25 protein-coding genes are annotated in these 23,903 nt (G+C 65.8%); 11 read left to right on the plus strand and 14 right to left on the minus strand.

Annotated elements, in window-relative coordinates:
* Positions 1–38 precede the first annotated feature (38 nt).
* Positions 39–1,337 (minus strand): amidohydrolase family protein, encoded by a 1,299-nt coding sequence (locus B8W69_RS04905; RefSeq protein ID WP_085289008.1) that lies wholly within the window; start codon positions 1,335–1,337, stop codon positions 39–41.
* Between the two features lie 388 nt (positions 1,338–1,725).
* Here B8W69_RS04905 and B8W69_RS04910 point away from each other — a divergent pair, with 388 nt between their 5' ends.
* The 8 genes from B8W69_RS04910 to B8W69_RS04945 all read left to right on the plus strand — a co-directional run bounded on the left by B8W69_RS04910 (position 1,726) and on the right by B8W69_RS04945 (position 7,886).
* Positions 1,726–2,244, plus strand: a complete 519-nt coding sequence (locus tag B8W69_RS04910) for a carboxymuconolactone decarboxylase family protein (RefSeq protein ID WP_085288839.1) — start codon at positions 1,726–1,728, stop codon at positions 2,242–2,244.
* 19 nt (positions 2,245–2,263) lie between these two features.
* Complete coding sequence (locus B8W69_RS04915; protein ID WP_085288840.1) at positions 2,264–3,541, plus strand: aromatic ring-hydroxylating oxygenase subunit alpha; 1,278 nt, start codon at positions 2,264–2,266, stop codon at positions 3,539–3,541.
* The gene (locus B8W69_RS04920) at positions 3,525–3,848 is read left to right on the plus strand and encodes a hypothetical protein (protein ID WP_085288841.1); all 324 of its coding nucleotides are present in this window, start codon (positions 3,525–3,527) and stop codon (positions 3,846–3,848) included. The genes B8W69_RS04915 and B8W69_RS04920 overlap by 17 nt, the downstream gene beginning before the upstream one ends.
* Before the next feature lie 3 nt (positions 3,849–3,851).
* Positions 3,852–5,072, plus strand: a complete 1,221-nt coding sequence (locus B8W69_RS04925; RefSeq protein WP_085288842.1) for a metal-dependent hydrolase family protein — start codon at positions 3,852–3,854, stop codon at positions 5,070–5,072.
* On the plus strand, positions 5,050–5,520 hold the full coding sequence (locus B8W69_RS04930) for a nuclear transport factor 2 family protein (RefSeq protein ID WP_085288843.1): 471 nt from the start codon (positions 5,050–5,052) through the stop codon (positions 5,518–5,520). The genes B8W69_RS04925 and B8W69_RS04930 overlap by 23 nt, the downstream gene beginning before the upstream one ends.
* 17 nt (positions 5,521–5,537) lie before the next feature.
* A complete protein-coding gene (locus B8W69_RS04935; RefSeq protein ID WP_085288844.1) occupies positions 5,538–6,635 on the plus strand; it encodes an acyl-CoA dehydrogenase family protein in 1,098 nt (365 codons plus the stop codon).
* A gap of 75 nt (positions 6,636–6,710) precedes the next feature.
* Positions 6,711–7,469: an acyl-CoA dehydrogenase family protein gene (locus B8W69_RS04940; RefSeq protein WP_439330591.1), complete on the plus strand. Its 759-nt coding sequence runs from the start codon at positions 6,711–6,713 to the stop codon at positions 7,467–7,469.
* A gap of 147 nt (positions 7,470–7,616) precedes the next feature.
* Positions 7,617–7,886, plus strand: a complete 270-nt coding sequence (locus tag B8W69_RS04945; protein WP_085288846.1) for a DUF4190 domain-containing protein — start codon at positions 7,617–7,619, stop codon at positions 7,884–7,886.
* 8 nt (positions 7,887–7,894) lie between these two features.
* Here B8W69_RS04945 and B8W69_RS04950 read toward each other — a convergent pair whose 3' ends face one another.
* Complete coding sequence (locus B8W69_RS04950; RefSeq protein ID WP_085288847.1) at positions 7,895–9,082, minus strand: acyl-CoA dehydrogenase family protein; 1,188 nt, start codon at positions 9,080–9,082, stop codon at positions 7,895–7,897.
* Positions 9,083–9,325: 243 nt separating this feature from the next.
* Here B8W69_RS04950 and B8W69_RS04955 point away from each other — a divergent pair, with 243 nt between their 5' ends.
* Positions 9,326–9,976 (plus strand): TetR/AcrR family transcriptional regulator, encoded by a 651-nt coding sequence (locus tag B8W69_RS04955; RefSeq protein ID WP_085288848.1) that lies wholly within the window; start codon positions 9,326–9,328, stop codon positions 9,974–9,976.
* Positions 9,977–10,211: 235 nt separating this feature from the next.
* Positions 10,212–11,060: a mycofactocin-coupled SDR family oxidoreductase gene (locus tag B8W69_RS04960; RefSeq protein WP_085288849.1), complete on the plus strand. Its 849-nt coding sequence runs from the start codon at positions 10,212–10,214 to the stop codon at positions 11,058–11,060.
* A gap of 3 nt (positions 11,061–11,063) precedes the next feature.
* Here the strand turns inward: B8W69_RS04960 and B8W69_RS04965 are convergent, their stop codons facing one another.
* Both B8W69_RS04965 and B8W69_RS04970 read right to left on the minus strand, forming a co-directional pair.
* Positions 11,064–11,480, minus strand: coding sequence for a DUF5313 domain-containing protein (locus B8W69_RS04965; protein WP_085288850.1), 417 nt, complete (start codon positions 11,478–11,480; stop codon positions 11,064–11,066).
* A 17-nt stretch (positions 11,481–11,497) separates the two neighbouring features.
* On the minus strand, positions 11,498–11,989 hold the full coding sequence (locus tag B8W69_RS04970; RefSeq protein ID WP_085288851.1) for a MarR family winged helix-turn-helix transcriptional regulator: 492 nt from the start codon (positions 11,987–11,989) through the stop codon (positions 11,498–11,500).
* Between the two features lie 85 nt (positions 11,990–12,074).
* Here B8W69_RS04970 and B8W69_RS04975 point away from each other — a divergent pair, with 85 nt between their 5' ends.
* Positions 12,075–12,914: an SDR family NAD(P)-dependent oxidoreductase gene (locus B8W69_RS04975; RefSeq protein ID WP_085288852.1), complete on the plus strand. Its 840-nt coding sequence runs from the start codon at positions 12,075–12,077 to the stop codon at positions 12,912–12,914.
* A gap of 11 nt (positions 12,915–12,925) precedes the next feature.
* Here the strand turns inward: B8W69_RS04975 and B8W69_RS04980 are convergent, their stop codons facing one another.
* The 10 genes from B8W69_RS04980 to B8W69_RS05025 form a co-directional block, all read right to left on the minus strand.
* Positions 12,926–13,720: an SDR family NAD(P)-dependent oxidoreductase gene (locus B8W69_RS04980; RefSeq protein WP_085288853.1), complete on the minus strand. Its 795-nt coding sequence runs from the start codon at positions 13,718–13,720 to the stop codon at positions 12,926–12,928.
* A 6-nt stretch (positions 13,721–13,726) separates the two neighbouring features.
* Positions 13,727–16,156, minus strand: coding sequence for a CaiB/BaiF CoA transferase family protein (locus B8W69_RS04985; RefSeq protein WP_085288854.1), 2,430 nt, complete (start codon positions 16,154–16,156; stop codon positions 13,727–13,729).
* Positions 16,156–17,151 carry an enoyl-CoA hydratase/isomerase family protein gene (locus B8W69_RS04990; RefSeq protein WP_085288855.1) on the minus strand — a complete coding sequence of 332 codons (996 nt, stop codon included), beginning with the start codon at positions 17,149–17,151 and terminating at the stop codon, positions 16,156–16,158. Before B8W69_RS04990 ends, B8W69_RS04985 begins: the two co-directional genes overlap by 1 nt.
* A gap of 2 nt (positions 17,152–17,153) precedes the next feature.
* Positions 17,154–18,281 (minus strand): M24 family metallopeptidase, encoded by a 1,128-nt coding sequence (locus B8W69_RS04995; protein WP_085288856.1) that lies wholly within the window; start codon positions 18,279–18,281, stop codon positions 17,154–17,156.
* Positions 18,271–19,524 (minus strand): M24 family metallopeptidase, encoded by a 1,254-nt coding sequence (locus tag B8W69_RS05000; RefSeq protein WP_085288857.1) that lies wholly within the window; start codon positions 19,522–19,524, stop codon positions 18,271–18,273. Before B8W69_RS05000 ends, B8W69_RS04995 begins: the two co-directional genes overlap by 11 nt.
* Positions 19,524–20,585 carry an amidohydrolase family protein gene (locus tag B8W69_RS05005; protein ID WP_181447337.1) on the minus strand — a complete coding sequence of 354 codons (1,062 nt, stop codon included), beginning with the start codon at positions 20,583–20,585 and terminating at the stop codon, positions 19,524–19,526. Before B8W69_RS05005 ends, B8W69_RS05000 begins: the two co-directional genes overlap by 1 nt.
* Positions 20,586–20,738: 153 nt before the next feature.
* Complete coding sequence (locus B8W69_RS05010; RefSeq protein WP_085288858.1) at positions 20,739–21,983, minus strand: cytochrome P450; 1,245 nt, start codon at positions 21,981–21,983, stop codon at positions 20,739–20,741.
* A gap of 1 nt (position 21,984) precedes the next feature.
* Positions 21,985–22,179, minus strand: coding sequence for a ferredoxin (locus B8W69_RS05015; protein ID WP_085289010.1), 195 nt, complete (start codon positions 22,177–22,179; stop codon positions 21,985–21,987).
* Between the two features lie 11 nt (positions 22,180–22,190).
* Positions 22,191–22,856 carry a TetR/AcrR family transcriptional regulator gene (locus B8W69_RS05020; protein WP_085288859.1) on the minus strand — a complete coding sequence of 222 codons (666 nt, stop codon included), beginning with the start codon at positions 22,854–22,856 and terminating at the stop codon, positions 22,191–22,193.
* Positions 22,857–23,015: 159 nt separating this feature from the next.
* Positions 23,016–23,822: an SDR family NAD(P)-dependent oxidoreductase gene (locus B8W69_RS05025; RefSeq protein WP_085288860.1), complete on the minus strand. Its 807-nt coding sequence runs from the start codon at positions 23,820–23,822 to the stop codon at positions 23,016–23,018.
* Positions 23,823–23,903 lie beyond the last annotated feature (81 nt).

A 23,903-nucleotide genomic window follows, 5' to 3' on the forward strand; every position in this document is an offset into this window, starting at 1 on the left:
ACCGCCACGGGCACGCTTGCCCTCCGGCGATGTGTTGTTTAGTCCTTGTTGCCGGTTAGGGCTTTGGCGTTGGCCGCGAAATCCGCGAAGGATGAACCGCCTCGCCTGTCCTTGTCGTGGCCCTTGGCCTTGATGGACACGTCGTGCCCCTCGGCGGATTTGCGCAGCGCACCGACGGTCGCTTGTTCGCGCGAAATGTGCGTAAACGGGTCGAACGAGTACCAGCGCATGGCGTTCTCGTGGGTCATCTTGTTGATTTCGTCGTCGGGAACGTTATTGATGGACAAGACATCCCAGAGCTCTTCCGGCGCGCCCGGCCACATCGAGTCGCTGTGCGGGTAGTCGGCTTCCCAGCAGATGTTGTCGATGCCGATCTCGTTGCGCAGCGCCACCCCGACCTTGTCGCTGATGAAGCAGGTCAGGAAGTGGTCGCGGAAAACCTCGCTGGGCAGCTTGCCCTTGAAATCCTGGTGCGTCCAGGCGGAGTGCATCTCGAAGGTACGGTCCGCGCGCTCCAGGAAGTAGGGGATCCAACCGGTTCCGCCCTCGGACAGCGCGATCTTGAGGTCCGGGTATTCCTTGATCGGCTTGGACCACAACAGGTCGGCGGCGGCCTGCACGATGTTCATCGGCTGCAGCGTGATCATCACGTCCATCGGCGCATCCGGCGCGGTGATGGCCAGCCGCCCCGAGGAACCGATGTGCACGTTCATCACGGTGCCGGTGTCGCACAACGCCTTCCACAGCGGGGCCCAATAGTCGTCGTGGAAACTGGGGTAGCCCATCGCGGCCGGGTTCTCGGTGAAGGTCAGGGCGTGCACACCCTTCTTGGCGACCCGTCGCACCTCGGCGGCGCACGCCTCGGCGTCCCAGATGACCGGTATCGCCATCGGAATGAACCGCGCCGGGTAGGCGCCGCACCATTCGTCGATGTGCCAGTCGTTGTAGGCCTGCACCAGCGCGATCGAGAAGTCGTTGTCATCGGTGGCGAACAGGCGGCCCGCGAAACCCGGGAAGGAGGGGAAGCAGATCGAGGCCAAGATGCCGCCGGCGTTCATGTCCTTGACGCGCTCGTCCACGTTGTAACAACCCGGCCGGATCTCGTCGAGCCCCGTCGGCTCGATGCCGTACTCCTCTTTGGGCCGTCCGGCCACCGCGTTGAGCGCCACGTTGGGGATGACGGTGTCGCGGAACTTCCACATGTCCGAACCGTCGGCGTTGTGCACCAGCCGGGGAGCGTCGTCCTGATACTTCTTCGAGAGGTGGTTCTTGAACATGTCAGGCGGCTCGACTGTGTGGTCGTCGACGCTGATCAGGATCATGTCTTCTTTGTTCATGGCCGTTCCTTCCATCGGATCCACCGGATCGATTGCAGCCTCGGCGAATCACTCTCCCGTGCCAAGATCACTAAAATGAAAACTATCTTCTCGCCAGGCGAGAATCAACATCCATAAGTTGCTGAGCCCGTCCGCACCCGCCTGACCAGCGGCCGAGCGAATCGGCGAATTTCTCGGCCTCGAACGGCAATGCGATGAGGTAGGACCCGGCGTGACACGTCTGCGCGCGGTGCCTGCCGAGTTTTGAGCCATCTCGCCGCTTGGGCGCACTGGGTGGCGGCCGCACTCTTGGCGTCCGGCACGCCGGCATTGACCGGGCGAGCGTTTCGTGCCAGTCTGTTAGTTGCAAATGAGAATCTGATTCTCTTTCACCGAGAGGACACTGCTGATGCGCTTGCAGCCGCTGCCGGCTGACCAGTGGGACGAGGCGACCCGGCAGGCACTCTCAGCCATGCGTGGCGCGGACACTAATAACGCGCTCTCCACGCTGGCCCACCACCCGGCGCTGGCCAAGTCGTTTCTCCGCTTCAACGTGCACCTGTTGATGACGTCCACGCTGCCGCCACGCATCCGCGAGCTGGCCATCCTGCGGGTGGCCCATCGCCGGCAGTGCGCCTACGAGTGGTCGCACCACGTGCGGATGGCCAAGGACGAAGGAATCACCGACGACCAGATCGCAGCGCTGCAACGAGGTAAGGCCGCCGACGCGTTCGACCAAGCCGTGATCACCGGGGTCGACGAGCTCGACGAGAAATCAGAGCTGTCCGACCAGACCTGGGCGGCGCTCGGCGAGCGCCTCGACGACCAGCAACGCATGGATTTCGTTTTCACGGTCGGCTGCTACGCGTTGCTGGCCATGGCCTTCAACACTTTTGGCATCCAGCTCGAACACGCCGAACAGCACTGACACAAGAGGAGTAAGAACGTTGCCGCACTTCCCCAAGCCGGCCGCCGGCAGCTGGACAGAAAACTACCCCGACCTGGGGACCGAGCCGGTCGACTACACCGACTCCATCGATCCGGCGTTTTTCGAAGCCGAGCGCGAAGCCGTCTTCAAGAAGACCTGGCTCAACGTCGGCCGGGTCGAACGACTCCCCCGCACCGGCAGCTACTTCACCAGGGAACTGCCGTCGGCCGGCAAGGGCACGTCGGTGATCATCACCAAGACCAAGGACGGGACCGTCAAGGCGTACCACAACGTCTGCAGGCACCGCGGAAACAAGTTGGTGTGGAACGACTTTCCCAACGAGGAGACCTCCGGCACCTGCCGCCAGTTCACCTGCAAGTACCACGCCTGGCGCTACAGCCTCGACGGTGACCTGACCTTCGTCCAACAGGAAGAAGAGTTCTTCAACCTCGACAAGAGCGACTACGGCCTGGCAGCCGTCCGCTGCGAGGTGTGGGAAGGCTTCATCTTCATCAACTTCGACGACAACGCAGCGCCGCTGATCGACTACCTCGGGCCGCTGGCCAAGAGCATCGAGGGCTACCCCTTCGGCGAGATGACGGAGACCTACTCCTACCGGGCCGAGGTAGGCAGCAACTGGAAGTTGTTCATCGACGCGTTCGTCGAGTTCTACCACGCGCCGATCCTGCACCAGGGGCAGTACACCAAGGAAGAAGCCGCCAAGATCCAGAAGTTCGGCTACGAGGCGCTGCATTACGAACTGGCCGGCCCGCACAACCTGCAGTCGACCTGGGGTGGCCAGGCGCCGCCGGTGGACATGAGCATGGTGAAGCCGATGGACCAGGTGCTGCGCAGCGGTCTGTTCGGTCCGTGGGACAAGCCCGAGATCATCGAGAACCTCGAGCTGCCACCGGGTGTCAACGTGAAGCGGGTGCCGCAGTGGGGCATCGACTCGTGGCTCTTCTACCCGAACTTCATGCTGCTGATCTGGGAGCCGGGCTGGTACCTGACCTACCACTACTGGCCGACCGCGGTGGACAAGCACATCTTCGAGTCCTCGCTGTATTTCGTGCCGCCGCGCAATGCGCGGGAGCGCCTGGCCCAGGAGCTGGCCGCGGTGACGTTCAAGGAGTACGCGCTGCAGGACGCCAATACGCTGGAAGCGACGCAGACCATGGTCGGCACCCGGGCCGTCAAGGAATTCCTGTTGTGTGACCAGGAAGTCTTGATCCGCCACCTGCACAAGACGACAAGTAACTACGTGAAGGAGTACCAGCGCAATGGCGCTACCGTCTGAATTCGCCGCCCTAGAGCCCTATTTGGATTGGGATCTGGCCACCGAGCCCGAGCGCTACGCGAAGCGGCTGGCTTCGACGATGGCCGAGATGCAGGCGTTCTACGACGTGGCGTTCCCGAAGCTGAACGACGTCATCGCGTACTGCGACAAGTTTTCGCTTGACGACCTGCCCGACGACGCGAAGAGCCTGATGCACATGATGCAGTCGCTGGTCATGGTGTCGTTCCCGATCGAGGCGTGGAAACAACCGCGCGTCCCGGACAGCGGCGCGGCGTGGGTTGAAGTGATCCGGGAGCCGGTGATCTGACACGTGCTGACGCTCAAGGCCGCGGGGCTGCTCGATGTTGATGGCGGCGAGATCGTTCGGCCCGGCATCCTGAAGGTCGACGACGATCGGATCGTCGGCGTCGGGGGCGACCCCGAAGGCGAGATCATCGATCTGGGCGACCAGATTCTGCTGCCGGGCCTGATGGACATGGAGGTCAACCTCCTGATGGGCGGCCGCGGCGAGACGCCCGGGCTGTCCCAGGTTCAGGATGACCCACCGACGCGGGTGCTGCGCGCGGTCGGCAACGCCCGACGCACGCTGCGCGCCGGCTTCACCACCGTGCGCAACCTGGGCTTGTTCGTCAAGACCGGCGGCTACCTGCTCGACGTCGCGCTGGGCAAGGCCATCGACGCGGGCTGGATCGACGGACCCCGGATCGTCCCGGCCGGCCACGCCATCACGCCCACCGGCGGGCACCTGGACCCGACGATGTTCGCCGCGTTCATGCCGGGCGCACTCGAGCTCACGATCGAAGAGGGCATCGCCAACGGCGTCGACGAGATCCGCAAGGCGGTGCGCTACCAGATCAAGCACGGCGCCCAATTGATCAAGGTGTGCGTTTCCGGCGGTGTGATGTCGTTGACCGGTGAGGCTGGGGCACAACACTATTCGGACGAGGAACTGCGTGCGATCGTCGACGAGGCACACCGGCGCGGGCTGCGCGTCGCCGCGCACACCCACGGAGCGGAAGCGGTCAAGCACGCGGTCGCGTGCGGTATCGACTGCATCGAACACGGCTTCCTGATGGACGACGAGGCCATCCAGATGCTGGTCGATAACGGCAGGTTCCTGGTGACCACCCGCAGGCTCGCCCAGGCGATGGATGTGTCCCGCGCTCCGAAGGCATTGCAGGACAAGGCGGCCGAAATGTTCCCCAAGGCCGAAACATCGATCAAGGCCGCCTACGAGGCCGGGGTGAAGATCGCGGTCGGCACCGATGCGCCGGCCATCCCACACGGTAAGAACGCCGACGAGCTCGTCACGCTGGTGGAATGGGGCATGCCGCCGCTGGCGGTGCTGCGGGCCGCCACGATCGTCGCCGCCGACCTGATCAATGTCACCGACAGGGGGCGCCTCGCGACGGGCCAGCTCGCCGATATCATCGCGGTACCCGGAAACCCGTTGGAAGACATCACCGTTACCCGGAACGTCAGCTTCGTGATGAAAGGCGGCAAGGTCTATGTCGACGCCCGATCAGCCTAAGAGCGGCCCAACCAGAACTGACGACCTGGTCGAGATTCAGCAGCTGCTCGGCCGCTACGCGGTCACCATCACCCAGGGGGACATCGAGGGCCTCGTCGCCGTGTTCACTCCCGACGGCACCTACAGCGCTTTTGGTGAAACCTACAGCCTGAGCCGATTCCCGGAATTGGTGGCCGCGGCCCCAAAGGGCTTGTTCCTCACCGGAACCGCGGTGGTCGACCTGGACGGGGATGCAGCCAGCGGCACCCAGCCGCTGTGCTTCATCGATCACGCCACTCACGACATGCGGATCGGCTACTACCGCGACACCTATCTGCGGACCGCCGACGGGTGGCGGTTGAAGACCCGCGCCATGACCTTCATCCGCCGCAGCGGTGTGCACGACTCCGGACGCCCGCACGCCATCGGGCGTCCCGCCGGTGACTCCGCGGCCCAGGCAACGACTTAAGGAGCCGACCAATCGAAGTGAATGTCGAGCAGTTCCGGGCCGACCTGCGCGCGTGGCTCGACGACAACGATCTGACCCCCGAGCCCGACCACTCGCTGCAGGGACACATGCGGCAGTTCGCCCGGGTCAGCCGTGCGCTCTACGACGCCGATTGGATGCGGTTCGGCTGGCCGGTCGAGGTCGGCGGATTGGGCGGTCCCGCGGTGTTGCGCGCGATCGTCGGCGAAGAGGTGGTGGGTCGTCGGCTGGCCGAACCCGGCCCCTACTCGATGCTCGAGGTGCTCGCGCCAACGATGATCGACTACGCACCGGCGGAGCTGGCCAAGGAGATGGTGCCGCGCCTGCTCAGCGGCGAAGAGCAATGGTGCCAAGGCTTTTCCGAGCCGGGATCGGGCAGCGACCTAGCCTCGTTGACGACCCGCGCGGTCCAGGACGGCGACAACTGGATCGTCAACGGCCAAAAGGTCTGGACCAGCTTCGCGCAGTTCTCCAGCCGGTGCGTTCTGCTCACCCGCACCGCGCCCGGGCATGACGGAATCACCGCGTTCTTCGTCGACCTCGATACGCCGGGCATCACCGTCCGCCCGCTGCGGACGATGCACGGGGTCGACGAATTCTGCGAGGTGTACTACGACGACGTGGTGATCCCGGCCAGCCGGATGCTGGGCAAGCCCGGCGATGGCTGGCGACTGGCCATGGACCTGCTGCCCTATGAGCGTTCCGCCTGTTTCTGGCAGCGAATCGCCTACCTCTACTCGCGTTTCGACGACCTGATCACTGCGGCCTCCGAAACCGGCGAGCCCGACGAATCCGCGCTCGGCGGAGCCTATCTCGCGCTGCACACGTTGCGCTGTCGGTCGCGTGCCACCCAGCACCGAATGCGCGACGGAGCCCGACTGGGGCCCGACACCTCAATCGACAAGGTGCTGCTGGCCTCCGCCGAGCAGCGGCTCTACGACGCCGTCCGCGACGTGTTGCCGGGGACGCTCGAGCTCGAAGACACGTCGTGGCGTTCGGAATACCTGTACTCGCGCGCGGCAACGATCTACGGCGGCACCGCCGAAATCCAGCGCAATATCATCGCCCGCCGGCTGCTCGACCTCGGGAAGGAGTGAACCGTGGCCCCTTCGACAGACACCGACTCAGACCCCGAATCGCTGCGCCTGCTGGCGGACTCGTTGCGCACGACGATGAGCGCCGCCTCGGGAGCCAAACTTGACACGGCGCTGACCGACCTCGGCTGGCGTGACATGCTCGACGAAATGCCAGATATCGCAATCCCGCTGGTGTTCAAGCTGCTCGGTGAGACCGGGGCGCATGCTCCCGTGCTCAACGATGTGGTGCTACGCGCAGTTGGCGACGCGCCAGGGGGCACGCTGCCGCTGCCGTTCGCCGGCGGCTCCTGGGTGCTGTGGGAGCGCCGCGACCATCCCGGCTCCGCGATCGACGAGCTGCTGCCGATACACCCTGTGCCGCAAGCAGATCCCTTGCCGTCGGCCGCACTGCAAGCGGGTTGGCGAGCTCTGGGTTGGTGGCTGGTCGGCACCAGCCGCGCCATGCTGTCACTGGCCCGTCAGCACGCTGTGGACCGCGTTCAGTTCGGCCGGCACATCAGCTCGTTCCAGGCGATCCGGCACCGGCTGGCCGAGACACTCGTCGTGATCGAGGGTGCCGAGGCCACACTGCAGGCCGCCACGGAGTGCGACGACCCGCAGGGACTGGCTTCCCTGCTGGCCAAGGCCGCGGCCGGCCAGGCCGCGCTGACCGCCGCACGCCACTGCCAGCAGGTGCTGGGCGGTATCGGGTTCACCGCCGAGCATCCGTTGCACCACCACATCAAGCGGTCGCTGATTCTCGACGGACTATTGGGCAACTCTCGCGAACTGACGCGTGCCGCTGGAAAAGCGGTGGTGGCGGCCGGATCTGCGCCACGGCTCGCGCAACTGTAGCGGGACGCCCCCGGAGGCCGCGCGGGACGACGCGTCGGCCATCAGGGCGCGGTATGCCCCTTTCTTGTCCAGCGGGCGCAGCGCGGAGCAGACTGGGCGCGGCGGCCAACCGGCGCCGGCTGTCAGCCCGAGGAGGTTGGGACGTAAATGAGTCACCCCGACGCACCACAAAACCAGTTCGGCGTCGCCTCGCTGCTGCTGGGCCTGGTGGGACTCCTCACCTGCTGGTTGCTGCTCGGAGTGCCCTTCGGCATCGCGGCAGTGGTGACGGGCGACATCGCCCGCCGTCGGGTTGCCCGCGGGGAGGCGAACAACCGCCGAACTGCCGTAGCCGGCATGGTTTTAGGGGCGATCGCGATAGTGGCGGGTCTGGTCGCCATCGGCTACTACGCCCAGTTGGACGCCCGGAATCACTGACGCACAGTTCAATTGCGCGGCAGCCCGAGTACGCGTTCGGCGATGATGTTGCGCTGGATTTCCGACGTGCCGCCGGCGATGGTCGCGGCGAAGGTGCGGGTGTACCGGTCGAACCAGCTGCCGTAGTGGCTGTCCAGGTTGAGCGGCGCGAAAGGGGCGGTGACCGCACGCAGTGCCAGTCCGTCGCCGTCCTTGGCATTGAGGTGGTCCTCGCTGGCGCGTTGCATCGCCTCCGAGCCGAGCAGCTTGAGCACCGACTGGGCGGGCACGTCCTCCTCGCCGCGTGCGGCTTTGGCCAGCGTCGCCGACCCCAGCAGGCGCATCGCGTAGAAATCCATCACCAGCGTCGCGTAGTGATCCCGCTGGACGGGCCCCGCGGGCCTGGACTCGACGGTCAACGCGTGCAACATGTTTGCGTAATCGAGCCAGAGCATCGCGCGTTCGTGGCCGAGAGAACCGGTCGCGACGCGCCAGCCTGCGTTGAGTTCGCCCACCAAGTTCTCGGCCGGCACCCGCGCGTCGGTGAAGAAGACCTCGTTGAAGTCGACGTCTTCGATGTCGCCCACCGATGCGAAGGGGCGACGGACCACACCGGGGGTGTCGGTCGGAATCAGTAAAGCACTGATGCCCTTGTGTTTTGGCGCGTCCGGATCGGTGCGCACAAATGTCAGCAACACATCGGCGTGATGGGCGCCCGACGTCCACACCTTCTGGCCATTGACGACGAAGTGGTCGCCTTCTGAATCAGACGAGCGCACTGCGCGCGTCTTCAGCGACGCGAGATCCGAGCCCGCGCCGGGTTCGCTCATCCCCAGCGACGCGGTGATCTCCGCGCGCAGGATCGGCACCGCCCAACGCTGCTTTTGTTCGGGTGTGCCGAACGACAGCAATGACGCCGCGATGATGCCCACGCCCTGCGGATTGAAACTCTGATAGATGCGCCGGCGGGACAGCTCTTCCTGGTACACGTATTGCTGCAACAGCGTGGCGTTGCGCCCGCCGAACTCCGGCGGGTTGCCGGGCTGTAGCCATCCGCTGTCGAACAGCAGGCGTTGCCAGCGGCGGGCCCACTCCGGGATGTCCGAACTGGACTGCGGCCGCACCAGCGCCTCGGCCTCGGGAGGCAGATGTGCGTCGAGGAAAGCCACGAATTCGGCTCGGAACGCCTCCACATCGGCGTCAAACGTCAGCTGCACAGCACTTCCCGGGACGATTCCGAGCGCACCGCACCGTCGGTAGATTCGGGTTTCCGCCGACGACGGGGTTCACTCTTACGATTACGCTTCCAAACACACGTCTCGGAGAATAGTATTCTCGTGGTAAGAAAGTTACAATCTCCGACACGTGATCCGTGAGGGGGGTCGAGCGCAGCGATGTCACGGCGTTCTCCGGTAGAGTCCAACCATGTTCTCCCCTCGCGGCAATCAGCTGAGCCGGCCGTGACCAACCCCAGCGAAGAGCCGGCCTGGAAGCAGCGCGCCGTCGAGCGGTCCATCAAGACTGCCAAACTGCGCGCGGCGCAACGTGTTCAGCGCTTCCTCGACGCGGCCCAGGCCATCATCATCGAAAAGGGCAGCACGGACTTTACCGTGCAGGAGGTCGTGGACCGCTCCCGCCAGTCGCTGCGCAGCTTCTACCTGCAATTCGACGGCAAGCACGAGTTGCTGCTGGCGCTGTTCGAGGACGCCCTGAGCCGGTCGGCCGACCAGATCCGCGCCGCCACCGAGAGCCAAGCCGATCCGCTGGAGCGGCTGCAGGTCGCCGTCCAGCTCCTCTACGAGGCGTCCCGTCCGGACCCCACGGCCAAGCGTCCGCTGTTCACCGACTTTGCTCCGAGGTTGCTGGTAACCCACCCCGCCGAGGTCAAAGTGGCTCATGCGCCGCTGCTCGCGTTGCTGACAGAGCTGATGGAAGCGGCCCACGACGCCGGCAAATTGCGCACCACCATCAACCCCAAGCGGGTGGCCGCCATGACCATGCAGACGGTCATGTTCATCGCGCAATCCAGCGGCGGGCCCGACGACGCGACGATGCACCCCATCACCGCCGACGAGGTATGGGATTTCTGCGCACGCGGATTCGTCGCGTAGTACACCCCGAGACCGCCGCACCCCCCTCATCTCTCGGTGAGCAAATAGCGCACGCCGTTTGCCGGTGAGAATGCGATTCTCTAATATCTAGAACCAGAGATAGCCGAAACGGATCCGTCATTGACACCCGTGACGGCCGAATGACAGAGTTCAAGGGCGGCAAGACCCGCGGTCCTCCGAACGCGCTTGTTCCCCGCCGAGGCGTGCCGATCGAAAGTCAGGAGTTGAGGTAGCCATGACCGGACGTGTTGAGGGCAAAGTCGCTTTCGTCACCGGAGCGGCGCGCGGTCAGGGCCGCAGCCACGCGGTGCGGTTGGCCCAGGAGGGTGCCGACATCATCGCCGTCGACATCTGTAAGCCCATCCGCGAGGGTGTGGTGGACACCGCGATCCCGGCGTCGACGCCCGAAGACCTCGCCGAGACCGCCGACCTGGTCAAGGGCCACAACCGCAGGATCTTCACGGCCGAAGTCGATGTACGCGACTTCGACGCACTCAAGGCGGTGGTGGACACCGGCGTCGAGCAGCTCGGCCGGCTCGACATCATCGTGGCCAACGCCGGAATCGGCAACGGCGGCGAGACTTTGGACAAGACCAGTGAAGAAGACTGGACCGAGATGATCGACATCAACCTGGCCGGTGTGTGGAAGACGGTGAAAGCCGGTGTGCCGCACCTGATCGCGGGCGGTAACGGCGGTTCGATCATCCTGACCAGCTCGGTGGGCGGGCTCAAGGCCTACCCCCACACCGGCCACTACGTCGCGGCCAAGCACGGCGTCGTCGGGCTGATGCGCGCCTTCGGAGTTGAGCTGGGACAGTATATGATTCGCGTCAACTCCGTGCACCCGACCCACGTCAAAACGCCCATGCTGCACAACGAGGGTACCTTCAAGATGTTCCGCCCGGACCTGGAAAACCCGGGCCCGGACGACATGGCGCCGATCTGCCAGCTGTTCCACACGCTGCCTATCCCCTGGGTCGAGCCGATCGACATCAGCAACGCAGTGTTGTTCTTCGCCTCGGACGAAGCCCGCTACATCACCGGTGTGACGCTGCCCATCGACGCGGGTAGCTGCCTGAAGTAGCCGCTAGAAGGGGCTGCTGTTGGACTGCCATTCGGCCGATTCGGGTCGCGGCCCGTAGCGGGCGATGTAGTCCTCGTGCATCCGCGCCTGTTTCCGTCGGGCGATCACGTCGACCAGGTTCGGGTCCAGTCCATGGACCGCCAGCCGGTGCCGGCGCCAGACCTTGTTCAGGGCAAGAATTATCAGCAGCGCCCAGATGTAGAGCGGCGCGGTCATCTCCGTGTGCACGTAGAGCGAGGCTGGCAGCAGCCAGAACGGTGCAAGGACAAGCAGGGGCGGGATGGCCCACCTGATCATGTGCCGGCGGACGGCTCCCTCCCCGGCCAGGTCGCGGGCCACCCAGGTGCGCATCGAGTCGGGCAGTCGCCGGCCGTAGGAATAGCCGATCCGCTGCCACAGATTGGGTTTCGCGTCGGTCATGATGGCTCCTCGGGGTGTCAGGATTGCAATGCGCCGGCCGTTACGGCGGCGGCGTTGATACGGGTGAGGACCCGACGTAGGTTCTCGAGTTCGGCCAGCTCGACACCCAGACGCGCCACCACGGCGGGCGGAATCTCACGCGCCCGCTCCCGCAAGGCGATTCCGCGCTGCGTCAGCATCACGTCGGTGGTGCGCTCGTCGACCGCGTTCTTGGCGCGGGTGATCAGTCCCTGCGCCTCCAGGCGCTTGAGCATGGGCGATAGCGTGGCGGAGTCCATCTGCAACGCGGCGGCGATCTGCTTGACCGACAACGGGAACTCATCCGCCCCGGGCGCCTTGCGGTGATCCCACAGCGCCAGCATCACCAGGTATTGCGGGTGGGTCAGGCCGAGCGGCTCCAGCAGGGGCCGATACACCGCCAGGACCGCCCGGTTCGTCGTCGCCAGCGCGAAGCACACCTGGTGTTCGAGCGCCAGCGGATCGATGTCGCGCGCAGTGGGAGCGGCCATACTTATATGGTGCCCTAATTGCTAGGGTGCTATCTACATGATGTCTTTCATACCGTCTCCTGGACGAGTAATACGCTCGGAATCCATGGACGGTTTCGAGGGACGCGGGGCAGTCATCACCGGCGGTGCGAGTGGCATCGGTTTGGCCACCGCCACCGAATTCGCCCGCCGCGGGGCCCGCGTGGTGCTGGCCGACGTCGATGAGTCCGCGCTGGAACGAGCCGTGGCGCACTTGAAGGACGAGGGGTTCGACGCGCACGGGGTGACGTGCGACGTGCGGCATCTCGATCAAATGGTTCACCTCGCGGATGAATCCTTCCGGTTGCTCGGTCAGGTCGATGTCGTGTTCAGCAATGCGGGCATCGTCGTCGCCGGTCCGCTCGCGGCGATGACGCACGAGGACTGGCGCTGGGTCATCGATATCGACTTGTGGGGTTCGATCCACGCCGTCGAGGCGTTCTTGCCGAAGTTGATCGAGCAGGGCAGGGGCGGCCATATCGCTTTCACCGCGTCCTTCGCCGGGCTGGTGCCCAACGCCGGCCTCGGGGCATACGGCGTTGCCAAGTACGGCGTCGTCGGGTTGGCCGAGACGCTGGCCCGCGAAGTCAGGGACAACGGCATCGGCGTCTCGGTGCTCTGCCCGATGGTCATCGAGACGGGGTTGGTCGCGAACTCGGAACGAATCCGCGGCGCGGACGACGGGCTCGCGTCGGCGCCAGACCTGACGAGCGGCTTCGGACAGCTCCCGCCGACGCAGGATGACACGGTGTCGGTCGATGGCGTGGCACGGCTGACGGCCGACGCGATTCTGGCCAACCGTTTGTACATCTTGCCGCACGAAGCGGCCCGGGCGTCGGTCAAGCGCAGGTTCGAGCGCATCGACCGCACCTTCGACGAACAGGCCGCCGAGGGCTGGACGCACTAGCCCGCCGGCCCCTACCGGTAGTCGCCGGTCCGCGGATCGTGATACCAGCCGCTGGACGCCTGGGTGCCGCCATCGACGTGTAGCGTCTGGCCGGTCAGGTAGGCCGACATGTCGGAGGCCAGAAATACTGCGGCACTGGCGATTTCGTCGACATGACCGGGACGCCCCAGCGGCACGATGTTGCCCATGGCGGCCGTCGCGGCCTCGCCGCCAAGGTTCGCCAGCCCTTCGGTGAGCGTGATATCCGGCGCTATCGCGTTGACCCGGATGCTGTGCGGGGCCAGTTCCAGCGCGGCGGTTTTGGTGTAGTTGATGACACCGGCCTTGGCGGCGGCGTATGCCGCGTAGCCCGGGGCGGCTCGTACGCCCTCGATCGAGGTGAGCGAGATGATGCTGCCGGGCAGGCTCGCCGACACCATCTGCCGGGCGATCCGCTGGCTACACAGCAACACGTGGCGCAGGTTCGCACGATACAAGGCGTCCCAGCCATTTTCGCTGGTTTCCAGCAGTGGCGAGGAGAACACGCCGCCGGCGTTGTTGACCAGGATCGTGGGTGTGCCGAGTTCGGCACTGGTGCGCGCCAGTGCGGCGTCCACCTGCTCACTGTCTCGGACATCGGTGACGATGCCCAGGGCACCAATGGATTCGGCTGCCTGCGCACAGGTTTGCGGGTCGCGTTCCCAGATCGCCACCCGGGCACCGAATGCCGCCATCCCGGCCGCGATGCCGCGCCCGATACCGGCTCCCCCACCGGTCACCACCGCCACCCGACCGGTGAGCAGGATGTTCGAGGGATCGATCGCCATGGTCGATCAACTCCTCGCGCGCACGGCAGGCGCGCTGCCGATCACCCCGTCGGCTTCCAGGCCGGCGATCTCCGGATCGGACAGGCCCAGGGCGGACAGCAGTTCATGGTTGTGCTGCCCCAACAGCGGCGCATGCTCGGTGTGGAACTTGTGGGGCCCGGCTGAGAACCTCATCGGCACGCTGCTGAGCCTAGCCGGGCCGTTGACCGGATGGTCGACCTCTTCGAAGAAATCCCGGAACGCCAACTGTTCCAGCTCGGATTGGCGGTGCGGTTGCATGACTTTGGCGACCGGCACGCCGGCGTCCCACAGGACGGCGACGATTTCGTCGCGGCTGCGGTGCTCGCACCAGGTCGCGAGTTGCTCGTCGATGGCGTCGTGGTGTGTGCGCCGGCCGGATTCGGTGGAGAGCTTGGGATCGGTTGCCCAGGAGGGCGATCCGAGCGCCCGGCACAGGCGGTCCCACTGATCGTCGGTGGCCACCGCGATGGCGATCCAGCTGTCGAGCCGGCCGAATTCGTCGATGTCGCCGCTGAGGTAGAGGTTCTGCGGCGCGGCGGTCGGCCCCCTGTTGCCGGCCCGCTCCAGCCGCGCCCCGTACGCCGTGTACTCGATGACCTGCTCGGCGGCGATGCTGAGCGCGGCATCGACCATCGCCGCCTCGACGAACACGCCCTCGCCGGTGCGACGCCGGTGCTCGAGCGCGAGCAGTATCGCGTTGAGCGCGTGCACACCCGCGCATGGGTCGCCGATCGAATACGGGTCATACGGCGTTCGATCCGGATAGCCGGTAAGCCAACTCACGCCGGACGCGGATTCGATGACGTAGGCAAAAGCGGGGTTGTCTCGCCACGGACCTTCAAGGCCGAAGCCGGGCATCCGCACCATCACGGTGTCCGGCCGAATCGATTGCACCGTGGCGAAATCCAGCCCGATCTGGTCCAGCACCCGCGGGGTGAAATTCTCCACCACAACGTCGCACGTCGCGATGAGCTCACGCAGCAACTCGCGGCCCTGCGGACTCTGCAGGTCCAGGGTCAGGCCCTTCTTGTTGGTGTTGAGGGCCTCGAAGATCGGTGACTTCTCCCACCACTGGTCCTCGGTGATCGGGACGCCGGCGATCATTCGTGTGCCATCGGGACGGCGGGTCGACTCGACATGGATGACCTCGGCCCCGAGCAATGCCAGCGAATGGGTGCAGCACGGGCCCGCCCAGAACGTCGTCATGTCCAGCACTCGAATGCCGCTGAGCGGCAGCGCTTTCGCCGCTCCGGTCGGTGCCGGCCGCGCCGGAAGAGGTGCGGTGCGGTAGCGCTCGGTGTGTTCGCCCAGCCGCGGCGCCGGCTGGGGGGCGCGCAATTGCGCGGGCCGCATGCGATACGGGTGCCTCGGCTGCTGGAAGCCATCGCGCGGATTGCGTGCGAATGAATCGCGCTCCACGAACTGATCGAAAGAAGTAACGTTGGCGCCGTTGGCCACCGGCGCGTTGGGAATACGGAAGGCCGAGGCCAGCTCCCGGATTTCGTCGACAGGGGTCTCCGCCAGCCAGGAGAAGAGCTCCTGGGAGTGGATGTTGGCCTGCTCGGTGATCGACAGCGGCGATTCCTCATCGATCCACTCCGGGTGGCCTACCATCGCGCACAGGTCGAACCACTGCTGCGCGGTCCCGCAGCCGAGATCCACCAGCCCATCCTTGGCCTGGGCCACACCCGGGATGGTCGGCCGTCGCATGTCTCGCCACGGCCGTCCGAGCACTTCGAAGTAGGACACCGGGTAATAGGTGAGGCACAGAATCTGTGTCTCGAGCATCGACAGGTCCAGCACTTCGCCTGCTCCGCCGTCGATTCGACGCCAGCGCGACGCCAGGGTGGCCGCGCTGGCATAGACGCCGGCCAGGTACTCACCGACCTGACCACCGACGAACACGGGCGCACGCTCCTGCTCGCCGCGGCCGAGCCCGACGATCCCTCCCGACCACGCCTGCAGGGTGAACTCGGTCGCGGCGCGGTCTCGCCAGGGGCCTTCCAGCCCGAACGGTGTGATCGAGGTGACGGTGAGCTGCGGGTGGCGACGGTGGATGGCGTCCGGCGTAAAGTCCCGGTGCTCGGCCACTTTCGAGCCGGCCGACCACACCACCGCGTCCGCGGACGCGAGCAGCCGGTTCACCAGCTCGGCGTCGGCGTCGTCGGCGAGATCGCAAACGACGCTATGTTTCGCCCCGGCGAGGAAGCTGAACAGGGCGCCGTCACCGTCGGCCGGGATGGTGGCGCCCGATGCCGACCACCGGCGCAGCGGATCACCCTCGGGTGACTCGATTTTCACGACGTCGGCACCGCCGTCGGCGAGCAGCTTGGTGCAGTACGCGCCGGCTATCCCGGTGGACAGGTCGATCACCGTATAGCCGGCCAGCGGCGGTTCGACGCGGTGTGGCGTCACTATTTCTTTCTCTTCGCTTTCGCGTCCTTGTCGGCACGCGCCTTCTTGCGCGCGTTCTTGCTCAGCCGCCATTCGGCGGGGAACTTGTCGTCGTTGTCCTTGACCGCGTCGCCCAGACCCCGCTTGATCGCGTCGTCGAGCATCAGCTCGTCGCCGCCATCCGGGCGCACGCTGCCCCCCATCGACTCGAAGACGCCGCTGAGCATGCTGCCGAGGTATTCGCCCTGGAACTGCTTCATGATCTCGAAGAAGACCTTCTGCATGAACACCGTGTCGGTTGGGCGGTTTCTCGCGCAGGCCAACGCGTATCTCTTTACCTCGGCCTCGAGTTCGTCCCGCGGCACCACGCTGTTGACGAAGTTGCAGTCATACATCTCGGCGGCGGTGAACGCCCTTCCGGTGAACACCATTTCCTGGAACTTGCGTATGCCCATGGTCTGCGCCCACCACCACATCCGGGGACCCCAGCCGTAATACCGGAACGACGGATGCCCGAACAGCGCGTCGTCGCTGGAGATGACCAGATCGGCGTCGGCGGCCTGGTAGAAGTGCCAGCCGTAGCAGTAGCCCTTGGCCTCCAAGATCGAGATCTTCTTGAAGTCCTGCAGGCCGCGGATGCCAGAGTTCGGGTTGGCGTACCACTGGCCCAGGGTGGCGCCGTTGCGGAACGAACCCTGCGGCGGATACCGGACTTCGTCGGCGCCGATCCGGTATTCGGCAAGCCGCGGGCTCTGGTCCGCCGCATCACGCATCCGCATCACCTCGGTCAGATCCGCACCCGAACCAAGGTCGTCACCCGCTCCGCGGACCACCAGAACCTTGACGTCGTCGTCAATGCCGGCCCGGTGCAACAAGTCCGCGTAGCGCAGGCGAGCGGCGACCGTCGGCGCGTTGAGATAGTCCGGCCGGTCGAACGTGATCGTGGCGATCCGCGTCGCGGCGTCTTTGTGGTACCGGATGATCTCTTCGGCCACCGGCTCCGAAGGCTCGGGCACGGCTAGGGCTGCCAGAACGGGCTCGCGGTGAGCACTTCGGGGCCGTCCGCGGTGATCAGGACCGCTTCCCGCCCGAATACCGCCCCGACTCCTTCGTCCCACACGTGGCCCGTCACGGCCAGCACCATCCCGGGCTCCAGGCGTTCGTCGGACGCGGTGTTAGGCAGGTGCTTGGAAACGACGGGTGGGTCGAACCCCATGCCCAGACCGCGGGCCACCGGCATCGGCGGCTCGGGCTCGTCGGCAGCCGGGTAGGCTCCGAGCAGTTCGCTCGCGCCCGCGCCGGGCTGGCATGCAGCAATCAGCTTGTCCCACAGTCGTTTCCATCGCCCGTGCAGGGCCGCGGCGCCGCCGGGCGCGTGTCGGTTGTCGGCGGGCCAGGTCCGGCCCACTTCGCCGACGTAGCCTCCCGCCAGCACTCCCGCGGAGAACGCCACCAGGTCGCCGTCCTGAATGCGACCGTCGCCGCGGGCGCGTCGCCAGGGGTGCGTGCGCGATGTCACCCATGCGACATCTTGATTCGACGGTGTGCTCACACCGCCGGCCGCAGAGGCCTCCAGCAAGACTCCGGCCAGCGCTTGTTCGGTTACGCCCGGCCGCAACTCGGAGACCGCGGCCGCCAGCGCAGACTCGGCCACCGCGACGGACTCGCGCAGCGCGGCGATCTCCTCGTGTGTCTTGATGCGGCGTGCGGCGCGCATGGCGAGCTCGCCATCGACCAGCTGCGCGTTCGGAAACGCGGTCGGCAGGAGCTGCGCGAAAACCGGCGAGAGCGCATCGGTTCCGACGCGCCGGGCGGTTGCCGCGCCGTCGATACGCTGCAGGGCGGAGATCGTGTTCATCGGGTTCCACGAGATGCCGTAGAGGTTCTCGTGGGGGATGTCCTCGGGAACGCCCTCATCCCAGGTGCTCAGGAGGTGCACGGCGCCGGTCTCACGCACCAGCACGCAGGTCGGGCCGAACGGCCGGGTGCCGGCGACCCACAGTTGCGGCGCGCCGGTGACGTAACGGACGTTGGCCTGCCGGCCGAGGACCAGGACGTCGAGATCGTGTGCCGCCATCTGAGCCAGCGCCCGCTGGCGCCGCCCCGAGCGCAGCGTGCGCTCGTCAGGGCAAACTTCAACTGACATGGCAGCCATACGGGTCATAGGGGTAGTCGGTCAAACGGATCCAGCCTTCCTCGGTTATCACCAGGACCTCTTCGCTGCGGTAGCCGCCGGTGCCGTCTTCCCACACCACGGGTTCCAGAACCAGCACCATCCCGGCTTGCAGGACGAAGTTCTCGTCGAACTCCTGCCCGAGATCGGTTCCGATCATCGGCATTTCGGCGGCGTTGACCCCGATGCCGTGGCCCAGGTAGAAGTGCGGCAGCCACGGCTTGGTGCCGCCGTTCGCCTTGATGGCGGCCCGGCCCAGGTCCGCCGCGGTGGCACCGGCCTTGGCAACGCCGAGGACTGCGCTCATGATCGTGAACCATTTGTCGAACTGCGCCCGCTGACGCGGCGACGGATCTTGCCCGACGATCCAGGTGCGCCCGAAGTCGGAGCAGTAGCCCCGATAGGTGATGCTGACGTCAGTCCACAACACATCACCTTCGGCCAGCTCGCGTTCAGTGGTCAGTAGCGGCAGCGCCAAATCGCCGTGCGTGGTCCAGACTCCCTCGGCCTTACTCGGCGGCATCACCTGCCAGATCGGCTCGAGCATGCTGGCCGTGGCGCCCAGCTCGAAGGCAAGGCGCAAAAAGCTTGCCGACAAATCGATCTGCCGGATTCCGGGGGCCAGGCTCTTCTGGACCTCGACCATCGCCTCGTCGGTGATCCGGATCGCGGTGCGCATGCAGGACAATTCGTCCGGCGTCTTTACAGACTTGGCGGCGCTGACGATGGCCGCGGCATCAACCGGAGCACCGGCCGGGAACAGGAGCTTCGCGGCGCGCGACATGGCGCCGGTGAACTCGTCGACCGCGACCACCGCTTTGGCCGGAATGAGGTCTGCCAGCTGATGCGCGAAATGCTGTACGCCCTCGTCGAATTCGAGGTAAACGGGCCCGTGCAAGTGGTCGGCGGGCAGGTCCGACTCCTGCGAGGCCCCCTCGCGGAAGGGCAGGAACAGGTGCGGCCATGCGTCGTCGGCGAGCACCACGGCCACCGGCCGTTCGACGTAGGACAATCCGGCGTCGCCGAGTGGCCAGCTGGCACCGGTGGCGTAGACCACCGCGTTGTTGCCCAGCAGGATCATCGCGTCGACCCCGCGCTCGGACATCGCCGAACGCAGCCGGGCCCCCGTCTCGCGGCGCAGGCGAGCCAGGTCGGCCGTTTCCGGGATCACCAGTCCGTTGCCGGTGTTGATATCCAGTTGCGCGAACGTCGTCACTACAGACCCAGGAACTTCGTGACGTTGCCGCTGACGATCTTCACCGCGTTCTCCGGACCCACCGCGTCCACAACGGATTTCAGCGATTTCTCGGAGTAGCCGTAGGTGCTCTCGTTGTGCGGGTAGTCGCTGGACCACATCACCTTGTCCACGCCGATCTGGTCGATCAGCTGCAGGCCCAGCGGGTCGACCATGAACGACGCGCACATGTGGGTGTCCCAGTAGTAGCGCGGTTCGTGCTCGAGGGTCCGGTTGAACATGTGTTGGTACGACCCCATCAGGTGCTCGGCGTCCTGCAAAGCCCAAGGCACCCAGGCGATCCCACCTTCGAACCAGCCGATTTTCAGCCCGGGATGATCATCGAGAATTCCGGTGAAGAGGTACTTGGCGAACTGTTCGCGGAAGCCGTCGATGTTGATCATCATGCCGACCACCACGCTGTTGAACTGGCACGGGGTTTTCGGCGGCGTCTCCCCGATGTGGTGGGCCACTGGAAGACCGGCGGCCTCGATCTCGTCCCAGACCGGCTTCATTGCGGTGCTGCCGTAGTCGATGATGTTGCCGTCGTCATCCTTGCCGGGGTTGAGCGGCAGCAGGAAGGTCCTGATTCCCAATGACTTCAGCTCGGCCAGCGTCTTGCGGGCACCCTGCGGGTCCCACCAGTTGATCAGCCCGGCGCCGTAAAAGTGACCGTTCGAGCGCTCCTGCAGCTCGGCGATGTATTCGTTGTAGATGCGGAAGGCGAGTTCGCGAAGCTGCTTGTCCGGGTAGTGAAACAGCGCCAGCACCGCGTTGGGGAACGCCAGTTCCTTCTCGACGCCGTCGTCGTGCAGTTCTTGGATCCGGGCCTCGATGTTGGTGCTCGCCGCCCCGGGCAGGTCGTCGTACTGCATCAGCACGGCGCTGAAGTCGCCCGGCAGGAACGACTGTCCCTTGCGGCCGACCTGGTAGGCGCCGTCCTCGTACCAGATCCGCGGCGCCTTATCCTTCAGGTCGTCCGGGAAGCGTTGGTAGAAGATGTCATCCGCGAGCGAGATGTGGTTGTCGGCCGAGAAGACCACGGTCCCCTGCGGTAGACCGATGTCGCTGCCGACGGCGTGGCCACGCCGATCCTTCGGAGCGCCATAGCCTCCGGGCGGGTAGAGCGTGCTTGTTTGAGTCGTCATCATTGACCCTCCGTTCGGATCCGCAGTTTTGATAAGTAGCGAGCCGGGCTACCAGCTCACCGGCAGTTCATAGACGCCGTAGGCGAGTCGGTCGTCCTTGAACGGAACCTCCTCGATCGGAATGGCAAGTTGAAGTGCGGGAATGCGCCGGGCCAGGGTGTGGAACACGATCTGCAGCTCGGCGCGGGCCAGCTGCTGTCCTACACACTGGTGCCGGCCGTAGCCGAAGGCGACGTTGCGGTCGGCGCCCGAGCGGTGCAGGTACAGGCGGTCCGGTTCGGCGAACGCGTCCGGATCCCAGTTGGCCGGGGCCAGATCGATGATGATGCCCTCGCCGGCACGGATCGTCTCGCCGGCGATGTGGATGTCTTCGAGCGCGACGCGGCGCTGACCGTTCTGAATGATGCTGAGGTAGCGCAGGAGTTCTTCTACCGCGCTGGCGACGACCTTCGGATCTTCGGCCTCGCGGATGACGGCCAACTGGTCGGGGTTATGCAGCAGGGCGAGCACGCCGAGCCCGATCATGTTGGAGGTGGTCTCATGTCCGGCGATCAGCAGGCCGGTGCCCAGCTGCGCCGCCTCCTTCACGCTGAGCTCACCGGTCTTCACCCGCTCGGCGAGGTCGGACACCGCGTCCTCGGCCGGATTCTCTATCTTGGCTTCGACCAGCTGGGCGAGGTATTTGTTCAGGCTCATCGCACCTTTGACGGTGTCCTCACCGGTGGCGTAACGCGCGAGGCCGACGTTCGCGTGGTGCTGGAACATGTCGGCGTCTTCGTAGGGAACGCCCAGCAGCTGGCTGATCACCAGCGACGGCACCGGCAGCGCCAGCGCGGTGACGATGTCGGCAGGCTGGGGTCCGGCGAGGATCGCGTCGATGTGGTCGTCGGTGATCTGCTGGATGGTCGGGCGCAGGTTCTCGACTCGCTTGAATGTGAACGGTTTCGACAGCATGCGCCGGAATCGGGTGTGCTCCTCGCCGTCCGCGGTGAACACCGACCGCGGGCGCTTGTGCACCGTGGACAGCATGCCTTCGTTCCAGTGCGGAAACCCGGGCTGGCGGTCGTCGACGCTGACCCGCGAATCCGAAAACAGTTCGCGCACTTGCTCGTAGCCCGTGATGAGCCACGGCGTGCTGCCGTCCCAGATCCGCACCCGGGACATCGGCCTGGCCTCGGCCAGCGCCATGACGTCCGGTGGCGGCGCGAACGGGCAGCGCGGCTCCCTGGCCATCGGGTAGTCCGGGATATCGGAGGTCTGCGCTGTCGCGGTGCTCGTCAATGTGTCTGACATGTCATTCCTCGATGTGGATGGCAAGCGCGGGGCAGGCCGCCGCCGCCCGCCGCGCCCCTTCGGCCTGTTCGGCTGTGGGATTAGGATTGAGCAGTTCGACGACGCCGTCGTCATCGCGCTGGTCGAACACTTCGGGCGCGTTCATCACGCAGTTGCCCGAAGAAGCGCAAATATTCTGATCGACAGTCACTTTCATCTGCGAGTCCCTCACTCGTACGCCGTCACGGGCGCCAGCCAGAGGCCCACGATCGCGTCGATGAGCCCGGACGCCGCGGCCCGCCATGAACGATGAGACGTCACCGCGCCCGCGGCCAGCGCGCGTTCACGGTCAGCGCAGGTGTGCATCAACAGGTTTCGGGCCATGATGTTGCGTTCGAAGTGCACTTCGGCCGGCAGTTCGGGCAGGCAGTGGTTGATGCCCTCGACCACCTGGACCAGCGACCAGGAGCTCAGCGCTCCCTTGACGATGATGTTGTAGTAGGCCGGGTCGGTCATCGCCTGGGCCGCGAAACGCGCGTACCAGGTGGGGTTTCCGAGCTCGTCCAGGTGATCGGTGAGCGGGCGCACCAAACAGGCCACCCAGTTGCGCATTTCGGTCGAACCGCCCGTGTCGAGCAGTTCGGTCACCATCTGTTCGCGTAGCTGCTCGACGGGCCCGCGATGCTTCTGCTCGATCGCCCGCACCAGGTCGGCCTTGGTGCCGAAGTGGTAACCGACGGCCGCGTTGTTGCCCTGGCCCGCGGCCTCGCTGACCTGCCGGTTGGACACCGCGAACACGCCATGCTCGGCGTATAGGCGCTCGGCGGCCACCAGGATCGCCTCTTGGGTGGAACTGGCCCGCTCGGTACGAACGGTCCGGCCGGCGGTGGTCATCGGATCAGTCAACCTCGTAGCCGAGTTTAAGTCAAGTGATTGATTTAAATTGTTGGCTGCCGCCGGCCGACCACCGCCGTGCGCGGGCCGACCGTGACCGCATCGTCACGCCGGAGGCCGAACGTGACCGCATCGTCACGCTCGGGCCCTTCGGCGATGTCAGGCCTGCTTCTTCGATCGGATCGGCTTGCCCGCCACGGTCCCACCGTCGACCGGGAGCACCGTCCCGGTGACGTAGCGCGAGCGGTCGGTGGCGAAATACAGCGCCGCCTCGGCGACGTCCTCGGGCGTGCCCTCGCGCTTCAGCGGGCGATCCTCGCGCATCGTCTCGCGGATCCGCGCCTCGAACTGCTTCAGCCGCTCGGGGTCCATGCCGGTCCCCGACTTCCCCAAGATCGGCGTCGGGATGTTGCCCGGCGCGATGGCGTTGACCCGAATCTCGTGGTATGCCAACTCAATTGCCGCGGCCTTGGTGAATTGAATAACGGCGGCCTTCGAGGCGCGATAGATCATCACGCCGCCGCCGGCCTGGATGCCGCCTATCGAGGTGATGTTGATGATCGACCCGCCGCCGTGTTCGGCCATGTACCGCGCGGCATCCCGGGTACCCGCCATCACGCCGAGCACGTTGACCCCCATCACGCGGTGAAAATCGGCGAGGTCATCGTCGAGCAGCTTGCGCAGCGGGCTGGAAATCCCGGCGTTGTTCACCATGACGTGCAGGCCGCCGAACGTCTCGACGGCGCCGGACACCAGGGCTCCCACCTGTTCGGGGTCGGAGACGTCGGTCTGCCAGAAGACGGCATTGGCACCGAGCGACTGCGCCAGCGCCTCGCCCCGGTCGGTCTCGACGTCGGCGATGACGACCCGTGCGCCCTCGGCCACAAACCGCTCCGCGAGGCCGCGGCCGATGCCGGACGCCGCGCCGGTGACGACGGCGACCTTGCCGTCCAATTCGTTAACCACACGACGAGTTAATCGGCGCATGCCGCGTTAAGTCAAGCAACTGATTTAACGCGATGGCAGACGGATCCTCGTGTGCGCCAG

Source organism: Mycolicibacterium vulneris, assembly GCF_002104765.1.
GTDB classification, from domain to species: Bacteria; Actinomycetota; Actinomycetes; order Mycobacteriales; family Mycobacteriaceae; genus Mycobacterium; species Mycobacterium vulneris.